Origin of the sequence: Micromonospora sp. KC213, from assembly GCF_004348325.1 — a bacterium.
Lineage (GTDB): Bacteria > Actinomycetota > Actinomycetes > Mycobacteriales > Micromonosporaceae > Micromonospora.
The window spans coordinates 1-17,496 of record NZ_SMKF01000071.1; the positions used below are offsets into that span (position 1 = coordinate 1).

Annotated in this window: 14 protein-coding genes and 1 pseudogene; 3 read left to right on the top strand and 12 right to left on the bottom strand. The window is 70.9% G+C overall.

The window, feature by feature from the left end; translation table 11 throughout:
• The 8 genes from E1166_RS16130 to E1166_RS16165 all read right to left on the bottom strand — a co-directional run.
• Positions 1-723, bottom strand: a 723-nt coding sequence (locus tag E1166_RS16130; RefSeq protein WP_207914260.1) for an MFS transporter, incomplete at its 3' end; no start/stop codon positions are given.
• 12 nt (positions 724-735) lie between these two features.
• The gene (locus E1166_RS16135) at positions 736-1,545 is read right to left on the bottom strand and encodes an S-methyl-5'-thioadenosine phosphorylase (protein ID WP_132339775.1); all 810 of its coding nucleotides are present in this window, start codon (positions 1,543-1,545) and stop codon (positions 736-738) included.
• Entirely contained in the window at positions 1,542-2,741 is a 1,200-nt protein-coding gene (locus E1166_RS16140; RefSeq protein ID WP_132339777.1) for a pyridoxal phosphate-dependent aminotransferase, read from the bottom strand. The genes E1166_RS16135 and E1166_RS16140 overlap by 4 nt, the downstream gene beginning before the upstream one ends.
• Positions 2,738-3,496, bottom strand: coding sequence for an acireductone synthase (gene mtnC, locus E1166_RS16145; protein WP_132339779.1), 759 nt, complete (start codon positions 3,494-3,496; stop codon positions 2,738-2,740). The genes E1166_RS16140 and mtnC overlap by 4 nt, the downstream gene beginning before the upstream one ends.
• Positions 3,493-4,077: a cupin domain-containing protein gene (locus E1166_RS16150; protein ID WP_207914261.1), complete on the bottom strand. Its 585-nt coding sequence runs from the start codon at positions 4,075-4,077 to the stop codon at positions 3,493-3,495. The genes mtnC and E1166_RS16150 overlap by 4 nt, the downstream gene beginning before the upstream one ends.
• A 43-nt stretch (positions 4,078-4,120) precedes the next feature.
• Positions 4,121-4,789, bottom strand: a complete 669-nt coding sequence (gene mtnB, locus E1166_RS16155) for a methylthioribulose 1-phosphate dehydratase (protein WP_132339781.1) — start codon at positions 4,787-4,789, stop codon at positions 4,121-4,123.
• On the bottom strand, positions 4,786-6,306 hold the full coding sequence (gene mtnA, locus E1166_RS32055; protein ID WP_132339783.1) for an S-methyl-5-thioribose-1-phosphate isomerase: 1,521 nt from the start codon (positions 6,304-6,306) through the stop codon (positions 4,786-4,788). Before mtnA ends, mtnB begins: the two co-directional genes overlap by 4 nt.
• Positions 6,303-7,073, bottom strand: a complete 771-nt coding sequence (locus E1166_RS16165; RefSeq protein ID WP_132339785.1) for a class I SAM-dependent methyltransferase — start codon at positions 7,071-7,073, stop codon at positions 6,303-6,305. The genes mtnA and E1166_RS16165 overlap by 4 nt, the downstream gene beginning before the upstream one ends.
• 360 nt (positions 7,074-7,433) lie before the next feature.
• On the opposite strand from E1166_RS16165, the gene E1166_RS16170 reads away from it, so the two are divergent.
• Positions 7,434-10,640: a non-ribosomal peptide synthetase gene (locus tag E1166_RS16170; protein WP_165944353.1), complete on the top strand. Its 3,207-nt coding sequence runs from the start codon at positions 7,434-7,436 to the stop codon at positions 10,638-10,640.
• On the opposite strand, the gene E1166_RS16175 is transcribed toward E1166_RS16170, so the two are convergent.
• A complete protein-coding gene (locus E1166_RS16175) occupies positions 10,594-11,559 on the bottom strand; it encodes a LysR family transcriptional regulator (RefSeq protein ID WP_132339789.1) in 966 nt (321 codons plus the stop codon). The two genes, E1166_RS16170 and E1166_RS16175, sit on opposite strands and share 47 nt — an antisense overlap.
• Positions 11,560-11,707: 148 nt before the next feature.
• Here E1166_RS16175 and E1166_RS16180 point away from each other — a divergent pair, with 148 nt between their 5' ends.
• Positions 11,708-12,805: an EamA family transporter gene (locus E1166_RS16180; RefSeq protein ID WP_132339791.1), complete on the top strand. Its 1,098-nt coding sequence runs from the start codon at positions 11,708-11,710 to the stop codon at positions 12,803-12,805.
• Between the two features lie 448 nt (positions 12,806-13,253).
• Here E1166_RS16180 and E1166_RS16185 read toward each other — a convergent pair.
• Positions 13,254-13,532 (bottom strand): annotated as a pseudogene (locus E1166_RS16185) (IS1380 family transposase); the annotation flags it as partial.
• Between the two features lie 177 nt (positions 13,533-13,709).
• Complete coding sequence (locus tag E1166_RS16190) at positions 13,710-14,006, bottom strand: hypothetical protein (protein ID WP_132339793.1); 297 nt, start codon at positions 14,004-14,006, stop codon at positions 13,710-13,712.
• Between the two features lie 49 nt (positions 14,007-14,055).
• Between E1166_RS16190 and E1166_RS16195 the strand changes: the two genes are divergently transcribed.
• Positions 14,056-15,513, top strand: a complete 1,458-nt coding sequence (locus E1166_RS16195) for a pentapeptide repeat-containing protein (protein WP_165944354.1) — start codon at positions 14,056-14,058, stop codon at positions 15,511-15,513.
• A gap of 904 nt (positions 15,514-16,417) precedes the next feature.
• On the opposite strand, the gene E1166_RS16205 is transcribed toward E1166_RS16195, so the two are convergent.
• On the bottom strand, positions 16,418-17,419 hold the full coding sequence (locus tag E1166_RS16205) for an NADP-dependent oxidoreductase (protein WP_132339797.1): 1,002 nt from the start codon (positions 17,417-17,419) through the stop codon (positions 16,418-16,420).
• Positions 17,420-17,496: the final 77 nt, after the last annotated feature.

Sequence of the window (17,496 nt, forward strand, 5' to 3'; positions counted from 1 at the left end):
GGGTGACGGGGCGACGGTGGGTGACGGGGCGGCCGGCCAGATGGCGGCCGACCCCGCTGCCTGCCGTTCGATCGCCTCGACCACGGCGCGGGCCTCGTCGGTCCGCCCCTGGGCGAGCAGGAAACGGGGTGACTCCGGCACGGACCGACGCCACCACAGCAACAGGACGATGGGCACGGCCGCGACCACGTGGAGCACCCGCCATCCCTCCGGCCCCATCGGGACGATCCACCGGGCCAGCAAAGCGGCACCGACGTACCCGAAGGAGAAGAAGCCGGCGAGCGCACCGATGAACCGGCCACGGAGTCGTCCGGGGACGAACTCGGAGAGGAACGCCGGGATGATCGCCGACTCGGCCCCGGTGCCGATGCCGGCGACCAACCGGGCCAGGAAGAAGAACTCCCAGTTGGGAGAGACCGCCGCGACCAGGGTGGCCAGGCAGAACACGGCCAGCGCCCACATCATCACCCGACGCCGGCCGATCCGGTCGGCGATGATGCCGGCACCGAGGGCTCCGAAGAAGAAGCCGATGAGCGTGGAACTTCCCACCAGACCGGTCTGACCGCTGCTGAGCTGCCACTCCTCGGTGATCGAGGGCAGGACGAAGGCGACGGTGGCGACGTCGAGGCCGTCGAAGGTGAGCCCGAGGCCCCCCATGGCGAGCAGGGTCAAATGCGGTCGGGAGAACGGCAGCCGTTCCAGGCGGGCCAGCAGGTCGGACACCGCATCCCCCGCTCAGGCCGGCTCGAACGGGAGATCGATGCCCTCCAGCGTCGCACCGCACCGGCAGGCGGGTGTCCGGGGCAGCGCGTCGACCACCCGGAGCAGGATGGCCCGCAACCGTTCGACGTTCTCGGCGAAGACCTGGAAGACGTCCTGCTGCTGGACTTCGTCGCCGGGGGCGAGGCCGGCGTCCAGGTCGGTCACCAGGGCGATGGAGGTATAGCACAGGGCGAGTTCCCGGGCCAGGGTCGCCTCGGGCTGGCCGGTCATGTTGACCAGCGACCACCCCTGCCGGGCGTACCACCGCGATTCGGCCCGGCTGGAGAAGCGCGGTCCGTCGATCACCACGGTGGTTCCTCCGTCGGTCACCGGGCCGCCGTACTCACGGGCGGTCTTCAGCACGGTTTCCCGACCGACGGGGCAGTACGGATCGGCGAACGAGACGTGTACCGCGCCCGAGTCGTAGTAGGTCCGGTGCCGCCCGGAGGTACGGTCCACGATCTGGTCCGGCACCACCAGGCTGCCCGGCCCCAGTTCGGGCAGGAGCGAGCCCACGGCACAGGGCGCGAGGACCTGACGTACCCCGGCGGCGCGCAGCGCCCAGATGTTGGCACGATAATTGATCTTGTGTGGGGGGAAGCGGTGGTCGGCACCGTGCCGGGCGAGGAAGGCGACCGTCCTGCCGCCCACCTCGCCCACCGTCACCGGACCGCTCGGCGGGCCGAACGGGGTGTCGACCGTGATCTGTTCGCTCTCCGCGAGCAGCGCGTAGAACCCGGTGCCGCCGATAATCCCGACGTCGGGTCGTGCCTGCGTGGTCATACTGCCTCCTGGTGGTAGGGCGTGGTGAGGCCGGCCAGTCTGCGCGCCGCCTCGTCCAACACCTCCGGCTCCTTGCAGAACACGAAGCGGACGATCGGCAACCCGTCGGCGGGGTCGTCGTAGAAGACGGCGCTGGGGATCGCGGCGACCCCGGCCCGGTGCGGCAGCTCCCGGCAGAAGCGGATGCCGTCCGCCGTACCGAGGGGTCGGATGTCGGCCTGTAGGAAGTACGTTCCCTGACATGCGTACGGGGTCAGACCGGTGGCCACCAGACTGGCCCGTAACCGCTCGCGGTTGGCCTGCAACCGCGCCGCCTGGGCCCGCACCCAGGGCTGCTGGGTTCCGAGTGCCTGCGCCACCGCGACCTGGAAGGCGGTGCCCGAGGCGAAGGTCAGGTACTGCTTGACCCGCCGCACCGGCTCGAGCAGATGGGTGGGACCGCACACCCAGCCGACCTTCCAGCCGGTGGCGCTGAACGTCTTCCCCGCCGACGAGATGGACAGCGTCCGTTCCCGCATCCCCGGCAGGGTGGCGAGCGGGGTATGCACGGCACCGTCGTAGGTCAGGTACTCGTAGACCTCGTCGGTGACGGCGACCAGGTCGTTGCGCTGGCAGCAGTCGGCGATGGCGGCCAACTCCTCGGCGTCGAACACCGTGCCGGTGGGGTTGTGCGGACTGTTCAGCAGCAGTACCCGGGAGCGGCGCGAGACCGCGGCCGACAGGTCGCCCGGGTCGAACCCGAATCGGCCGGTGGCGTCGGGACGCATCGGTACGACCCGTCGCCGACCCCGCGCCAGGGCGATGCTGGCGGCATACGAGTCGTAGTACGGCTCGAAGACGATGACCTCGTCGTCCGGCGCGCAGTGTGCCAGCAAGGCCGCCGCCAGGGCCTCGGTTGCTCCCGTCGTCACCAGGACCTCATTGTCCGGGTGGTAGTGGGTGCCGTAGCGCAGGGCCCGCTGGGCGACGATCGCCTCCCGCAGTTCGGGAAGCCCGGCTAGCGGCGGGTACTGGTTCGCGCCCGCCGCGATGGCGGTCCGGGCCGCCTCCAGCATGGCCGGTGGGCCGTCGGTGTCCGGGAAGCCCTGCCCGAGGTTGACCGCCCCGGTCCGCTGCGCCAGCGCGGTCATCTCGGTGAAGATCGTCGTGCCCGAGCCGGTGCCGGTGCCAGTCGGGCAGGCGGGTACCCGGATCATCGCGGCCCTCCGGCACCGGACCGCGCGGCCGGCAGGCCGTGGCCCACCGGCAGCGGCCCGCCGGTCAGGTCGCCCCGCAGGTCGAGCTGGTCGAAGGTGGTGACGACCGGATGGTCGCCGCCCACCGGCGGCGTGTCGTCCCGCTGGACCGCGACGGTGTGCCAGCCCGCCGCCCGGGCCGCGTCCAGCTCGGCGGCCACGTCGGACAGGAACACGATCGTGGCCGGGTCGGTGCCGATCGACCGGGCGATCGAACGGTACGAGTCCGGTTCCCGCTTGGCGCCGCCGCTCTCCAGGTCGAAGAACCCGGTGAGGAACGGCAGCAGGTCGCCGTGCGGGCTGTGCCGGAACCACGCCCGCTGCGCGGCCACGGACCCGGACGAGAAGATGTGCACGGTCCATCCCCGCGCTGTCCACGCCCGCAGTGCCCGTGGCACGTCGTCGTACACGTGTGACACGAGTGCGCCACTAGCGAGGGCGTCCTGCCAGATCAGCCCCTGGATGGTCTTCAGGGGCGCGACCTTGGCGTCCCGCCGGATCCAGTCCCGCAGGATGTCGACGATCTCGTCCCGGCCGGCGTCCGGCCGGCCGGCGATCCTGGCCGCGGACCGCAGCGCGTCGGCGACCGCCGGCTCGCCGCCGTGGGTCGCCACCCAGGACCCCAATACCCGGGACGCGTACGGGAACAGTTGGTCATGCACGTAGCCGATCGAGCTGGTGGTTCCCTCCACGTCGAGGACGACTGCGCGGCTCATGGCAGCCGGGCCGTGCGCAGCTCGTCCAGGCTGGGGAATCCGCTGGCGATGCTGTCCGGCAGGAAGTTGCCGATCCAGCCGTCCTCCTCCTGGAAGAACCGGATGGCGGTGAACTCCGGCCGGCCACCCATGTCGAACCAGTGCGACGTGCCCCGCGGCACCCAGAGCAGGTCGCCCGCCTCGCACACCACCGCGTACACCTTCGCGCCCACGTGCAGGTAGAAGCAGCCGGACCCTTCGACGAAGAACCGCACCTCGTCTTCGTCGTGGGTGTGTTCCGAGAGGAACTTCGTCCGCGCCGCGTGGGCCTTGTCCGGCCACTGCGGGTCGGTCTCGTCGGGCTTCATCCGTACGACGTCGACGAGCCGGAACCCGCCCTGGGCGCAGATCCGGTCCACCTCCGGCCGGTAGGCGGCGAGAACGTGGTCGGGCGAGGCGTCCGGGGCCACCTGCCGACCGAGCTCCCACTGCTCGAACTGCACGTTGAGCGGGCTGAGGGCCTCGCGGATCTCGTCGGGCCGGTCGGTGCGCTCCAGCACCATCCGGGCGTCGTCGTCGGGCATGATCTGCAGCAGTGTCACGGTGTTCTCCCTCACTGGGTCGCTGCCGTCCGATGGGTGTGTCTCAGTCACCGATGAGGAGGGCGAGCTGGCAGAGCGTTTCGAGGCACTCGAGGCGGTCGCTCGCCTCGGCCAAGTCGGCTCCCCAGGTGGTCGCGCCGTGGTGAGCGATGAGCAGCGCGGGTGCGGGGTCGGTCGCCGGGCGGGCGAAGTGCTCACCGACCTCCGCCGCGATCCGGGGCACCTCGCGCCAGTTGGCGAACAGGGGGATCTCGATGCTGTCCAGGTACGACCGACCCATGCCCTTGATCAACTCCAGGTCGGTGAAGCGCACCGGCCCGCCTCCGGCCCGGGACCTGCGGCTCGCCAGCGCGGTCGCGTACGGCGGATGGGCGTGCACCACCGCCCCGACCGCCGGGAAGGCCCGGTAGACGGCCAGGTGGATGCAGGTCTCGGCGGAGGGCCGGAGCGAGCCGGGCCGCACCGGCGCACCGGTGTCGGCCCGGACGAGCACCGTGTCGGCGGAGGTGAGCCGCCCCTTGCCCAGCCCGCTGGCGGTGATCAGGACCGCGTCGGCTCCGGACCGGATCGAGATGTTGCCCGAGGTGCCCGGCATCCAGCCCCGGTCGTAGAGGGCCCGCGCCGTCGCGCTCAGCCCGACGGCGGCGTCGTACGGGTCCGCAGCAGCGTCGTTCGGGGCAGTGGAGACGACGTCCACGGGGTGCGCCGTCATGACCGGTCGGTCCGGAGCGCGACCACCCGGTGGGGGTGCAGTCGACGGGCTCCGCCCAGCCCGGCCAGCTCCAGCAGCACGCCGAACCCGGCCACCGCGGCGCCGCTCTCGGTGACCAGCTTCGCCGCCGCGGCCAGGGTGCCGCCGGTGGCCAGCACGTCGTCCACGATCAGCGCCCGCCCGTCCGGTGGCACCGCGGACTCCTGCATCTCCAGCACGTCCTCGCCGTACTCCAGGTCGTACTTCACCGACCGCAACGGCCCGGGTAGCTTGCCGGCCTTCCGGACCAGGGCCAGCGGCTTCCCCGTGGCCAGCGCGACCGCGGTGCCCACCATGAAGCCGCGTGCCTCGACCGCGACGACGTGACTGAACGCGTCCCGGTACGCGGCGGCCAGGGCGTGGGCCGCCGCCCCGAGCGTCGCCGGCTGCGCGTAGACACCGGCCAGGTCACGGAACCGCACCCCGGGCCGGGGGAAATCCTCGACCACCGCGGCGAGCCGGTCGATCCGGTCCGCCAGGTCACCGGTGCCCGGGTCGGCGGGGTACCAGATGCGGTCCTCGGTCACGATCGCGGTGACCAGATCCCTCGGCGTGACGTCGAAGGCCGGGTTGAACACCTGTGTGCCGGCGCAGGTGATACCGACACCGGCGATGGAGACCACCTCGTCGCCCGGCCGCTGCTCGATCGAGATCGCGGCCCCGCCGGGCGTTCCCTCGTCAATGGTCGACTCCGGCGCGACGACCACGAACGGCACGCGGTGGCGGGCCGCCGCCACGGCCAACGGGTACGTGCCGATCTTGTTGGCGACGTCACCGTTGGCGGCGATCCGGTCGGCACCGACCACGACGCAGTCCACCAGGCCGGCGGCCAGCGCGCTTGCCGCCGCCGAGTCCACCAGGAGCCGATGGGGTATGGCGGCGTCGCGCAGCTCCCACACGGTCAGGCGGGCCCCCTGGAGCAGCGGTCGGGTCTCGGTGGCGAAGACCATCTCGACCTGGCCGTGCCCGGCGAGGTGGTGTACGGCACCCAGCGCCGTACCCACCCCGCCGGTCGCCAACCGCCCGGTGTGGCAGTGGGTCAGGATCCGCAGCCGTGGCCGGGGGCAGAGTCCCCGGATGAGATCCGCGGCCCGGGACGACGCGGCCCGGTTGACCCGCTCGTCCTCCTCGGCGAGGGCGGTGGCTTCGGCGAGTACCGCGTCGGCGCCCTCGGCCAGCCGGCTCAGGGCACGGTCGACCCCCCAGGCCAGGTTGACCGCCGTCGGCCGGGCTGCGGCCAGGCGCGTGGCGTCCCTCCGTACCGGCTCGTCCGCCCCGTGCCGGTACGCGGACATCGCGACGCCCAGGGCACCCGCGATCCCCAGCGCCGGGGCTCCCCGGATCGCGAGTCGTGCGATCGCGTCGATCAGTTCGTCCACCGTGGTGATACGCAGAACGTTCCGGCGGTGCGGCAGAGCGGTCTGGTCCACGGTGACGATGGCTCCGTCGTCCCACGTCAGGGTCGGTTCGGTGGTCATTCCCCGGTCCCCGTGGCGTCCTTGGCCCCCGCGACGAGGTACATCTGGCCGGGGATCGAGATGTTGTTGTTCAGCATGTAAGCCTGGATACGGTCGGGCGAGTCCTCGTGCGACCCGATCCAGTGGTCGATCTGCGCGTCGGTGAACGGGCAGAAGTGCTGCACGTTCACCGTGCCGAACCCGGCGGCGGTGAGCATCGCCGCGGTCTCCTCGGGCGCCGGCGTGGCCCGCAGCAGCCATTCGCGGTCGGCGGACCCGTAGAGCGACAGCATCCGTCCGTCCGGCCACGAGGTGTTCCAGTTCGAGATCACCACACATCCGCCGGTGGCGAGGAGGCCGTGGACGGTGGCCAGCGTGTCGATCCGGTCGGCGTCCGGGATGTGAGCGAACGTGCCCATCATGAAGGTCGCGAGGTCGAAGCTCTGCTTCGGAAGCGTGACGGTACGGATGTCCCCGCAGACCAGCTCCACCCGGTCGGTGATGTCGGACCGACGCAGTTCCTCCTGGGCCATGGCGACCGCCGCGTCCGCGACGTCCAGGCCGACGCTGCGCCATCCGGCGCGGGCGAACAGCATCGGGTACCGGCCCGTGGCGGTGCCCACGTCGAGCATCCGGCCGGTGAGCTGTCCGCGCTCGGCGAGCGTGTGGAACAGGGCGTCGCGCTCCAGACGCTTCTTGACCTCGTCGACTCCGCGAAGATGGCGGTACTCGCGGTACCAGTCCGAGCGATATGTAATCGTGTCGGCGAACTGATCGGTAGATGACATGGATCTCCCCTAGTCAAAACGGATGTTCGAGCAGAACCAACCGACTGAGCAGAACCAGCAACCGGATCGCTGCGCTGCGAGGTGCCCGATGCCTGAATTGGCGGAGCCGAACTGTCGTCGCGGCCCCCCTACTCCCCATTGTCCCGGGCACGCTGGCCGCCAGGTGACCCTGAAATGCCTACCAGGCGACCCCAGCATTTCTATCTGCATCGATGGCGTAAATCAATGAAAAATTTCTACATCGAGCTTGTAGCGATTCTGCACCAAATGACAGGTCAACCAATGGGGCAAGTCCCCTACAATTGCCCGGCAACGGATGATGATCGCGCCGAATCACGCAGATATGCAGGAGGTTGGGCCGTGCTTGGCAACGAGACACCGACCAACGGGACGGTCGACACGCTGCTGCAGAGAAACGTGGTGGCCCATCCCGACCGCTGTGCCCTGCGCAGCCAGGGACAGAGCTGGACCTACACCGAGCTGGACCGGCGGATCGGGCGGCTGGCCGGCGCGCTGCGTGAACGCGGGGTGGGCCCCGGCACCCGGGTCGGGCTGCTGCTGTCCCGGTCGGCCGAGTGCGTGGCGCTCATCCTCGCAATCCTGCGCCGGGGTGCGGCCTACGTCCCGCTGGACCCCGGCCATCCGGCCAGGCGGCTGGCGTACGTCCGCCGGCACAGCGGCGTCCACCTCCTGGTCACCGCCGGTGGGCACACCGCACCAGCCGGCCCCGGGGAGGACGTCGCCCTCGCCGACCTGCTCCTGGAAGCCGAGGCGTCCACGACGGACGCCCCGTCGTCGAGCAACGCCACCCCCGACGGCACCGCACACATCCTCTACACCTCGGGCTCCACGGGAACCCCGAAGGGCGTGCAACTCAGCCAGCGTGCGGTCGCGAACAACGTGCGCGCCTGCGTGCGCACCTTCGGGCTGCGGCCCGACGACACCCTCGTGCTCAAGACGCCGCTGACCTTCGACGTGAGCGCGTACGAGATGTTCTCCACCCTGGCCGCCGGGGCCTGTCTGGTCGTCGCGCCCCCCGGTGCCGAGGGTGATCCCGACCTGCTCGCGGCGACCGTCGACAACTACCGGGTCACCGTCCTGCACACCGTCCCGGCGCAACTCCGGGCGTTGACGGAAACCGGGGCGTTCGTCCGGAACACGTCCCTGCGGGCGGTGATGAGCACCGGCGAGAAGCTGCCGGTCGCGCTGCAACGGGCCTTCCACTGCGTCCGCCGGGAACCGCTCTACAACTTCTACGGCCCGACCGAGACCGCGTACGCGACCGCCTACCGGGCGGTGCCCGAGAACGCCGCCATCTGGGCGGACCAGGCCACCGTCCCGATCGGTCGGCCGCTGGACAACGTCCGGTGCTACGTCCTGGACGACGCCGGACGGCCGGTGCCCGATGGTCAGACCGGTGAGCTGCACATCGGCGGGGAGAGCCTGGCGGACGGCTACCTGGACGACGACGAACGCACCCGGGAACGGTTCCACCACGTCGACCTCGGTGGGGAACGGACCGACCGGGTCTACCGCACCGGCGACCTGGTCCGCCGCCTGCCTGGCGGAGACCTGCTCTACCTGGGCCGGGCCGACGACCAAATCAAGATCGCAGGACAGCGGATCGAACTCGGCGAGGTGGAATCCGCCATCCTCGGTGTGCCGGGCGTCCGCGCGGTGGCGGTCACCGTACGGGAACGTGACCTGGACGGGGCGCCCGAACTGTCGGCCTTCGTGGAGTCCGACCCGACGGATCACCGCACCACCACGGACCTGCGTACCGCGCTCGCGGCTTGGTTGCCCGGACGAATGGTCCCCGCCCATCTCGTGCCGGTGGCGAGGATCCCCCTGCTGTCCAACGGGAAGACCGACCGGCTGGCCCTGGCCCGGCTGCACCCGTCGGCCCCCGCCCCCCGGTCGCCCGGGGGCCAACCGGTCACCCCGCTGCGGCAGGACACCCCGGTGGCGGAACTGGTCCGCCGGTGCTTCACTGAGGCGCTGGGTGGCCCACCGCCGACGGACGACAGCCACTTCCTGCACGAGGGGGGCGACTCCCTCCTCGCCATGCGGGTGGTGGCCCGGCTGCGCCGGGCCGGCGTACCGGTCTCCGTGGCCGACTTCCTCTCCCACCCGGTGCTGGCGGACCTGGTCGCGTACCTGGGCAGGTCCCCGGCCCGGCCGGTGCTGCCGGAGACCGGCGGCACCCGCCCGGCCACGGCCCCGACGGCTGCGGCGCCGGCACACGAGTGGTTCACCGAACGGGTCCGCACGGACCGGACGTACTGGAACATGTTCGTGCGGCTCCGCGTACTCCGGCCGCTGGCCCCGGCGCACCTGGAGGCCGCGCTCCGGGCCCTCGTGGCGGCACACCCCGCCCTGCGCACCCGGTTCGTCGACGACGGGACCGGGGTGCGGATGGTGCCCGCCGACGGGATCACCTCCGACCGGCTGGTACGCACCCTCGACGTGACCGGCACCGCCGAGCGCGACACCGCCGTCGACCGGCTGCACCGGTCCCTCGATCCGTCCACCGGTGACCACCTGCGGGCGCTGCTGGTCCACGACCGAGAGGGCGACACCACGTACCTCGTCGTCGCGATCCACCACCTCGTCGTCGACATCGTCTCCTGGCACGTTCTCCTCGACGACCTGGTGGTCGCGCTGGACGCCCTGGAAAGCGGCGAGGAACCCTCGCTGCCGGCGCAGGCGGAGACCTTCCAGGGCTGGGTCGAAGCCCTGCCGGCACTCGGCGCGGAGCTCCACGAGGCGGCCTACTGGCTCTCCGTTCTGCGCCTGCGGCGGGCGGCACCGAGCCTGGCGGCGCGCGGCCCGGCCCGGCCCGAGCAGGCTGGAGGGCTCCTGACGTTTCGGGTCCCGGCCGCGACGACCCGGCAGTTGCTCGGTCCGGCTCCGGCCCGGCTCGACATGTGCGTCCACGACGTGATGGCGGCGGCCGTCGGGCTTGCGCTCGCCCGCTGGCGTCCGGACGGGGCCGTGACGTTCGACCTGGAAACCCACGGCCGGCACCGGTGGCCGCAACTGGACCGGTTGATCGGGTGGTTCACCGCCGTCTTTCCGGTCGCCTGGCCCAGCGCGCCGACGACCGACCTGGCCACCGAGCTGGCCCTCGCGCGGGCGGCGTTGGCGGCGGTGCCGCACGGCGGTACCGGCTACGGCGTCCTCCGCCGTCACGGCGGCGACCCGAGGACGGCGGCGGCACTCCGGGCGACGCCGCCAGCTCTGGTCTGCTTCAACTACCTGGGCCGGGGTGACCTCGGCCCGCCCGGCGGCCGGTTCCGGACCGACGGCACGCCCGTGCCGTGGGAGGCGCGCTCTCCGCGTGCCGAGCGGCCCTACCCGGTGGAGGTGTCGGCCGTGGTCCTCGACGACCAGTTGGCCGTGTGGCTGAGCTGGGCCCCCTCGCCCGCCGACGGGCTGGACGAGTCGTCGGTGCGTCGCCTCCGGACGCACCTACGTACCGTACTGGACAAGTTGGTGCTCGCCTGCCCCGCCGAGGCGGTCAGTGCGCCGTCACCCGCCCACCGTCAGCCGGGCCTGCACCGGTAGTGCCGAGCCTGACCGTGTCGTCCAGATTGGCGGTGACCGCAGTGAACGCGTTGATCAGCCGCCGCAGTGTGGGCCGGCTGCGGGCGGCGCTGCGCACCGCCACCGAGATCCGTCGGCGCAACGGGCGCTCGGCCAGCACCAGGCACCGCACGTCGTACCGGGTCTGGGCGATGGTGATCGCCGGCACGAACCCGATGCCCAGACCGGCCTCGATCATGGCCAGCATGACCGTGAAGTCGTTGCTCATGTACGCGATCTCGGGCGTGAACCCGGCGTCGGCGCAGGCGCTGACCATGGCCGCGTGGCACAGGGTGCCCACCTGGCAAGTCAGCCACGGCTCGGCCGCGTACGCGGTCATGGGGAGGGCCGGCCGGGCGAGTGGGTGTTTCGTCGGGAGGACGAGATACATCTGTTCACTGAACAAGGGGGTGAACTCGGTCCCGGGCTCGACCAGCGCCGGCAACGGGTCGTACTCGTCGACCAGGGCGAGGTCGACCTCTCCACGGCGCAACGCCGGCAGGCTCTCGTGGGCCTCCATCTCGTGCAAGCCGATCTCGACCGGGCGTCCCTCGTTCATGCAGAACGCGAGGGCCTGCGGGACCGCCAGTCGGGAGACGCTCGGAAAGGACGCCAACTGCACGGCACCTTCGACGCCGTCCCGCAGATGCGCGAGCTCGGTCTTGGCCCGCTCCACCTCGGCGAAGATGCGCTCGGCGCTGCGGACCAGCACCCGCCCGGCCTCAGTCAGGGTTAGTTGACGGCCCTTGCGCTCCAGCAACGGCATGCCAATTTCCCTCTCCAGGGTCGCAAGCTGCTGGGACACCGCAGAGGGAGTCAGCTGTGCCGATTTTCCGACCGCACTGACCGTGCCCAGAGAGGCGAAATGAGAAAGCAGGCGGAGTCGCCGAAGATCGAACATCGGTTCCAGACTTATCGGTCGCTCACAGGTACATCACCGAAGATTACTTCCCGTATTTATATCCCTCACTCAGAGTGAGGGATATAAAGATACTACAGGTTCAAGATCCGTTCAATGGCTCCGGTACAAGAGACAGCAGGCACACGCTATGGGTCATCAAACCGAATCCTCCTACGCCGGTCCGGACCGGCAAATCACACCGATTCCCGACGCCAGCCGGCAGGGGGGCCTCCTGGTACTGGTCGCCGCCGTGTTGTGGGGCACCACCGGTGCCACCCAGGTACTCGCGCCGCCCGAGGCGTCCGCGCTCGGCATAGCCACCGCCCGGCTCTGCACGGGCGGACTGATCCTGCTGGCGTGGGCACTGACCCACGGCGGAACCGCCGGGATGGCCGCCTGTTGGACCCGCTCCACCTGGGCGCTCACCGTGGTCGGGATTGGTTCGGTCGCCGCCTACCAGGCGCTGTTCTTCTCCGCCGTGCGCAGTACGGGCGTCGCCACCGGGACCCTGATCGCGATCGGCTGCGCGCCGTTGATCACGGGCCTGCTCGGCCTGGCGATCAAGGAAAGACTCACCCGCGTCTGGGCGGTCGGGACCGCGATGACCGTGGCCGGACTGACGCTGCTCTCCGTTCCCGGCGGCGCGGTGCTGGTCCGGCTCTCCGGGGTGCTGTACGCGCTGGCCGCCGCCGCCGCGTACTCGACGTATACGGTGGCCGGACGGATGCTGCTCTCCCGTGGGGTCGATGGGCGGGTCGTGGTCGGCACCTTCTTCGGTTTCGCCTGCCTGCCGACCGTCGCGCTCTCCGCCGGTGACGACTTCACGTGGCTGACCGCGTGGAACGGGATCGGCGTCACCCTGTGGCTGGGCATCGGCGCGACGGCGGTGCCGTACCTGCTGTGGATCCGTGGCCTCCGGACCACAGCAGTGTCGTCGGCCACCGCCATCGGCCTCGCCGAACCGTTGATGGCGAGCGCACTCGGCATCTTCGTTCTCGGCGAGGATGCCACCCTCTGGACCCTCACCGGGATGGCGGCCATCGTCGCCGGGCTGGCGGTGGTCGGCCGCGACCGCACGGACGCCAGGGAACCGCGACGCGTCAGTAGATGGCGTCCCCGGGAACGGCGTCCCCGGCCACCACGATCGGAATCGCCTGAGCCTGCCCCTCGGGGCTCGCCGGATGCGGGGCCCCCAGCACAAGCGCCTGCGACACGTACGGGCCCATTTCGCGCTCACCGATATTGACGCACGCCACCACGTTCGCACCGACCAGCTCGTCCTCACCGATCAGCGCGTACTGACCGACCGAGACGCGTTTGCCCAACGGGCCGAGATCCAACTCGATCAACCGGCACGGGAAGCGCGTGTTTTCGGCCATGGGCGCCGACAGGACCCGCGCCACCCGGAGATCGACATTCTGGAACTTGCCAAAAGTGATCTGGGGCTTTACCGCCGCAGCAGCTCCGGCCATCGTCCGTCCTTTCCAATTGCCGGGGCCGAACCCACCCTGCGACGGATACAGCGGCCCCAGATTCGGTAGCGAACCGGCCCCACTATATCGGATCGGGCGGGTGCGAGCCGAAACCAGAATGGCACCGGCACTACCCTCGATGATTCGCGCCTGACGCCGGCTCCTTGGGCCCGGCGGAGCTGATCGTTGTTGATCGATACTGCTGGGGGAGGGCCGCGACGGCGGTACGCCCCCCAGGCCGGTGTCCTTGGCGCAGCGGATCCGGTCCTCGACACGGGCGTGGGCGCGGTGGCGGGCCTCCAACCACTGCAGGACACCTGCCGTGGTGTTGTTGACGAACGCGGTGTAGCGCCAGCCGTCCCGGTCCTCGAACAGGGTGAGTTGGGCGCCGGGGTGGGGGCGTTCGCGCCGGACGATGACCCGCATCCCGGCCGGCCAGCCGGCCAGGTTGAGCAGGCCGGTCAGTTCGGCGACGGCGGCGCCGTCGCGGACACCGCCGTCGGCGAGCCGGCACTGACAGCGTCCGAGCGCTTCGCGGCAGACCGTGCACTCAATCTTGGTTGCGCGATGCCGGGACGGAAACGCACGTCTCCGCGTGGCGGACCAATTCGTGCTGCGGCTCGACCGCGCAACGGCGGAAAGACCTCTACCTCACCTTGTACGAGACCGGCGAACCCGCTACCGAGCGGGCGACCCCGCCCCGGTGCCCGCTGCGCGCGTGGCAGCGACCAGGGCCAACACACCCGCACCGAGGATGGGTATTCCGATCGACAGGATGCCGGCAAGGCCGAACGCCACCATCACGCCCGACACCGCCAGCACCGACCTGCGCCCGGGCGCTGCTCGAGCTACGCCATAGATCGAAAGAAACGCTTCGATTGCCAGTCCGGCGAGAAACCAGGCCGCCACCTGACCGCCCTGCTGACGTATCAGAGCACCAGTGGTGCCGTTCCTCCCTTGCGGACCGATGAGCATCTGCGCGCGGTTTTCTCCGGACTTGGCTCGAAGCACTACGCTCTGCGCCGTGGATCAGACCTCGACGGCGTACGAGGCGGCGGCTGACCGGCTCGCGACGGCTGCCCCGGGCACGGCACAAGTGGCCGCAGCAGACCTAATCAGGCTGGCCGTGGCCGACGGTGAGCTGCGGCAGCCGGTCACGGACACGATTTGCCAGTGGCTGCGCGGCCCTGCTGGGTCAAGCGGCGTCGCGGTCGAGGAGCGACGTGTCGTACTTGGGTCGCTCACCGATCGGCTGCGGGCGCAAGAGGCACCGTGGCAGGGCGTGAGCGTCGACCTGTCCGGTACGACGCTTGTCGACGCGGACTTCAGCGGCTGCCGGCTCGGCGGTGCCGTGTTCGCCGACACCCGGTTCCACGGCACCACGGTCTTCGACGGCGTCACGTTCGAGGATGAGGTCATGTTCCAGCGAGCGGTCTTCTACGACGACGCCAGCTTTACCGAGGTGCGATTCGGAGGCGATGCCGAGTTCGGCCGGGTCCGGTTTCGCGGCCGGGCGGACTTCACCGGTGCAGCGTTCGGCGGCATGGCCTGGTTCGGGCGTGGCACCGACACGTGGTGGGAAGACGACGAGGCGTGGGAGACGGTCGAGGAAATCGACCCGGCGCCGTGGGAGGAGCTCAACGAGGACGATCCGGACTGGCCGGTCGCGGTGCTCATCGAGGACTACCAAGATTGGGAGGAGGGCGGGGACGGCGCGCGGTTCGCGGGTGACGCGTCGTTCGCTGGCGTCCGGTTCGACGGCCCGGCCTGGTTCTACAACGCCCGGTTCGGGGCGGCGGCCACGTTCGCGGGGGCCCGCTTCGCAGGGCGGGTGCACCTCGACCAGCCCTCGGTCGACCTCTGCGACGCGTACTGGGCCGGCGGCACCGAAGACGGCGAGTCCGAGTGGCCGCTGGGCTGGACGGTGCGATCGGACGGCACCGGCGGAAACCTGGTGCCGGACTCCTCCGTGGCGCCCTACAGCCAGCAGCTCGCCGACCCGGACCCCTCGATCCGCTCGGCCGGGCTGGGGAGCCTGAACCAACTCGGTGACGACCGGCCCGAGCTGCGGCAGCGTGTCGTGGCGACGCTGTGCTCGTTCCTGCGGATCCCGGTGCCGTTCGACCTGCACGCGCAGGGCCGCACCGCTGAGCAGACCACGCTGCTGCGGCTGCGCCAGCAGGCGCAGAGGCTACTCGCAGAGCGGCTCCGGCCCGGCCCAGGGCAGTGGAAGGACATGAACCTGTGGCTCTGCGGCGCCACGCTTGTCGAGCTGGACTTCAGCGGCTGTGAGGGCGGGTACGCCGAGTTCACCGGCGCCCAGTTCCACGGGACAACCCGCTTCGACGGCAGCCGGTTCGACCGAGCGGCGTTCACCTTGGACGGATCGTCCGGCCGGGCCACCTTCCATGGCGACGTCCTGTTCGGCGCCGAGCCGCCCGACGGCGTGGTATTCCACGGCACTGTCACGTCACGCGCCTGAGCTCGGGATGGGCATGACTGACCAGCCGGTTCCCGGGGTCTACGAGGCCTGTACGGTGCCAATACGCGTCGCACGCGCGGTGAGCTGGTCCCCAGCCTGGCTGACGCACCTTGATAGTCATGGTGCTCCAACTGATCTATTTGGTCGCGATCCGAGTGTCGTGACCCCGGCGACGCTGCTAGCGTGGCACCGCCGGCTGGTCCGACGCCGCTGGACATACCCCCACCGCGGCGGCCGACCACCCGTCAGCGACGAGATCCGCAAACTCATCCGCCGGATGGCCCGGGACAACCCCCCGCTGGGGCCACAAGAGAATCCCAGGCGAGCTGTTCGGACTGGGCCACCGCGTCGGCCTCGGCACCATCCGCCGAATCCTGGCCCGTGGCCGCCGCTGCTGGTACCCGGCGGCGGGCTTGCCACCTCGGCACCGCACCCCGCGACACCGACAACTCGTGGCGGACAGCAGCCGCCGGCCGTGGATGGTCAGCCGGGCATTACGGTGGGCCATGAGACCTCCGGTTTCGGTGTGGGCGTCAGCACCTCACACCTCGCCGGAGGTCTCGCCGCGTCGCAAGCCGCCACGCCGTCAACAACGCTCATGGGCATTACAAGACGAAGGAGCACATCGCTTCCAGCCTCGACGGGCTGCCCGGCCTGCCGCTGCCCCGCACCCCGTGCCGGCCCGCGAGCCGGCGCCCGCGACCTGATCGATCGTGCCGGACGAAATCGTGAACGACCACGCCGGCACGACCGAAAGGCGTCTACCTGGCCATGATCGACACCGGTTCGGACTACCGCACGGCGCAGATCATCGGCGCCGGGTCGTCGGTGCGGCGGTATTCAGCACCCTGCTCACCATGCCGCCGGTCGTCAGACCTCGTAGCGGGTGAGCCACAAGCCCGGGTCAGAGCCGTACCAGCATCTTGCCGACGTTGGCGCCTCGCATCATGTCGAGGAAAGCAGTCGGCGCCTGGTCCAGGCCGTCGGCGACGGTGTACTCGGTGCGCAGCGTGCCGTCGGCGAGCCGGGGTGCGGCCTTGCCGATCCACTCGGGGAACAGGTGGAAGTAGGAGCCGATCAGCATGCCCCGTAGGGTGGCGTCCTTGGCCGCGAGTTGGAACAGGTTGGCCGGGCCGGGCACCGGGTCGGTGGCGTGGTAGCCGCTGATCGCGCCGACCATGGCGATTCGGCCGCCGGGGCGCAGCGCGTCGATGGCCGCCACCAGGTGGTCGCCGCCGACGTGGTCGACGTAGACGTCGATGCCGTCGGGCGCCGCGGCGGCGAGCTGTTCGGCGAGCGAGCCGGCCCGGTAGTCGATCGCAGCGTCGTACCCGAACGTGGTGACCAGCTTTTCGGCCTTCGCCGGGCCACCGGCCGATCCGATGACGCGGGCCGCGCCGAGCGTGCGGGCCAGCTGGCCGGCGATGCTGCCGACCGCGCCGGCCGCGGCCGACACGAAGACCACGTCGCCCGCGCGTGCCGGGGCGACCTCGGTGAGGGCGGCGTAGGCGGTCAGGCCGGTGGTGCCGAGCGGGCCCAGGTAGGCCTTGGCCGGGGCGAGGGTGGTGTCGATGACGGTTGCCGCGGCGGCGTCGAGCACGGCGTACTCGCGCCAGCCGAGGAAGTGGGTCACGGTCGCGCCGACCGGTACGCTCGCGGCCCGCGAGCTCACCACCTCACCCACCGCCGAGCCCTCCATGGGCGCGCCGAGCGAGAAGGGCGGCAGGTAGGACTCGACGTTGCGCATCCGGCCTCGCATGTACGGGTCCACCGACATCCAGGTGTTGCGGACCAGAATCTGGCCCTCGGCGGGTTCCGGCACTTCGCCCCGCACGAGCGTGAAGTTCTCCAGGGTGGGCTCGCCGACGGGGTAGGCGGCCAGGTGGATTTCCCGGTTTTCGGTCATGTCGTTCTCCTCTGTGGATTGCGGTGGGGCTTCGGCTACACACGCTGCCCGGGGCCACGCACGATCCGCTGACGGTC

Bases quoted from the DNA above. Each gene is read 5' to 3' on its own strand.
- E1166_RS16175 (WP_132339789.1), bottom strand. From the start codon at position 11,559: ATGTTCGATCTTCGGCGACTCCGCCTGCTTTCTCATTTCGCCTCTCTG.
- E1166_RS16205 (WP_132339797.1), bottom strand. From the start codon at position 17,419: ATGACCGAAAACCGGGAAATCCACCTGGCCGCCTACCCCGTCGGCGAG.
- mtnB (WP_132339781.1), bottom strand. From the start codon at position 4,789: ATGACGGCGCACCCCGTGGACGTCGTCTCCACTGCCCCGAACGACGCT.
- E1166_RS16140 (WP_132339777.1), bottom strand. From the start codon at position 2,741: ATGATCCGGGTACCCGCCTGCCCGACTGGCACCGGCACCGGCTCGGGC.
- E1166_RS16180 (WP_132339791.1), top strand. From the start codon at position 11,708: ATGGGTCATCAAACCGAATCCTCCTACGCCGGTCCGGACCGGCAAATC.
- E1166_RS16165 (WP_132339785.1), bottom strand. From the start codon at position 7,073: ATGTCATCTACCGATCAGTTCGCCGACACGATTACATATCGCTCGGAC.
- mtnC (WP_132339779.1), bottom strand. From the start codon at position 3,496: ATGAGCCGCGCAGTCGTCCTCGACGTGGAGGGAACCACCAGCTCGATC.
- mtnA (WP_132339783.1), bottom strand. From the start codon at position 6,306: ATGACCACCGAACCGACCCTGACGTGGGACGACGGAGCCATCGTCACC.
- E1166_RS16135 (WP_132339775.1), bottom strand. From the start codon at position 1,545: ATGACCACGCAGGCACGACCCGACGTCGGGATTATCGGCGGCACCGGG.
- E1166_RS16190 (WP_132339793.1), bottom strand. From the start codon at position 14,006: ATGCTCATCGGTCCGCAAGGGAGGAACGGCACCACTGGTGCTCTGATA.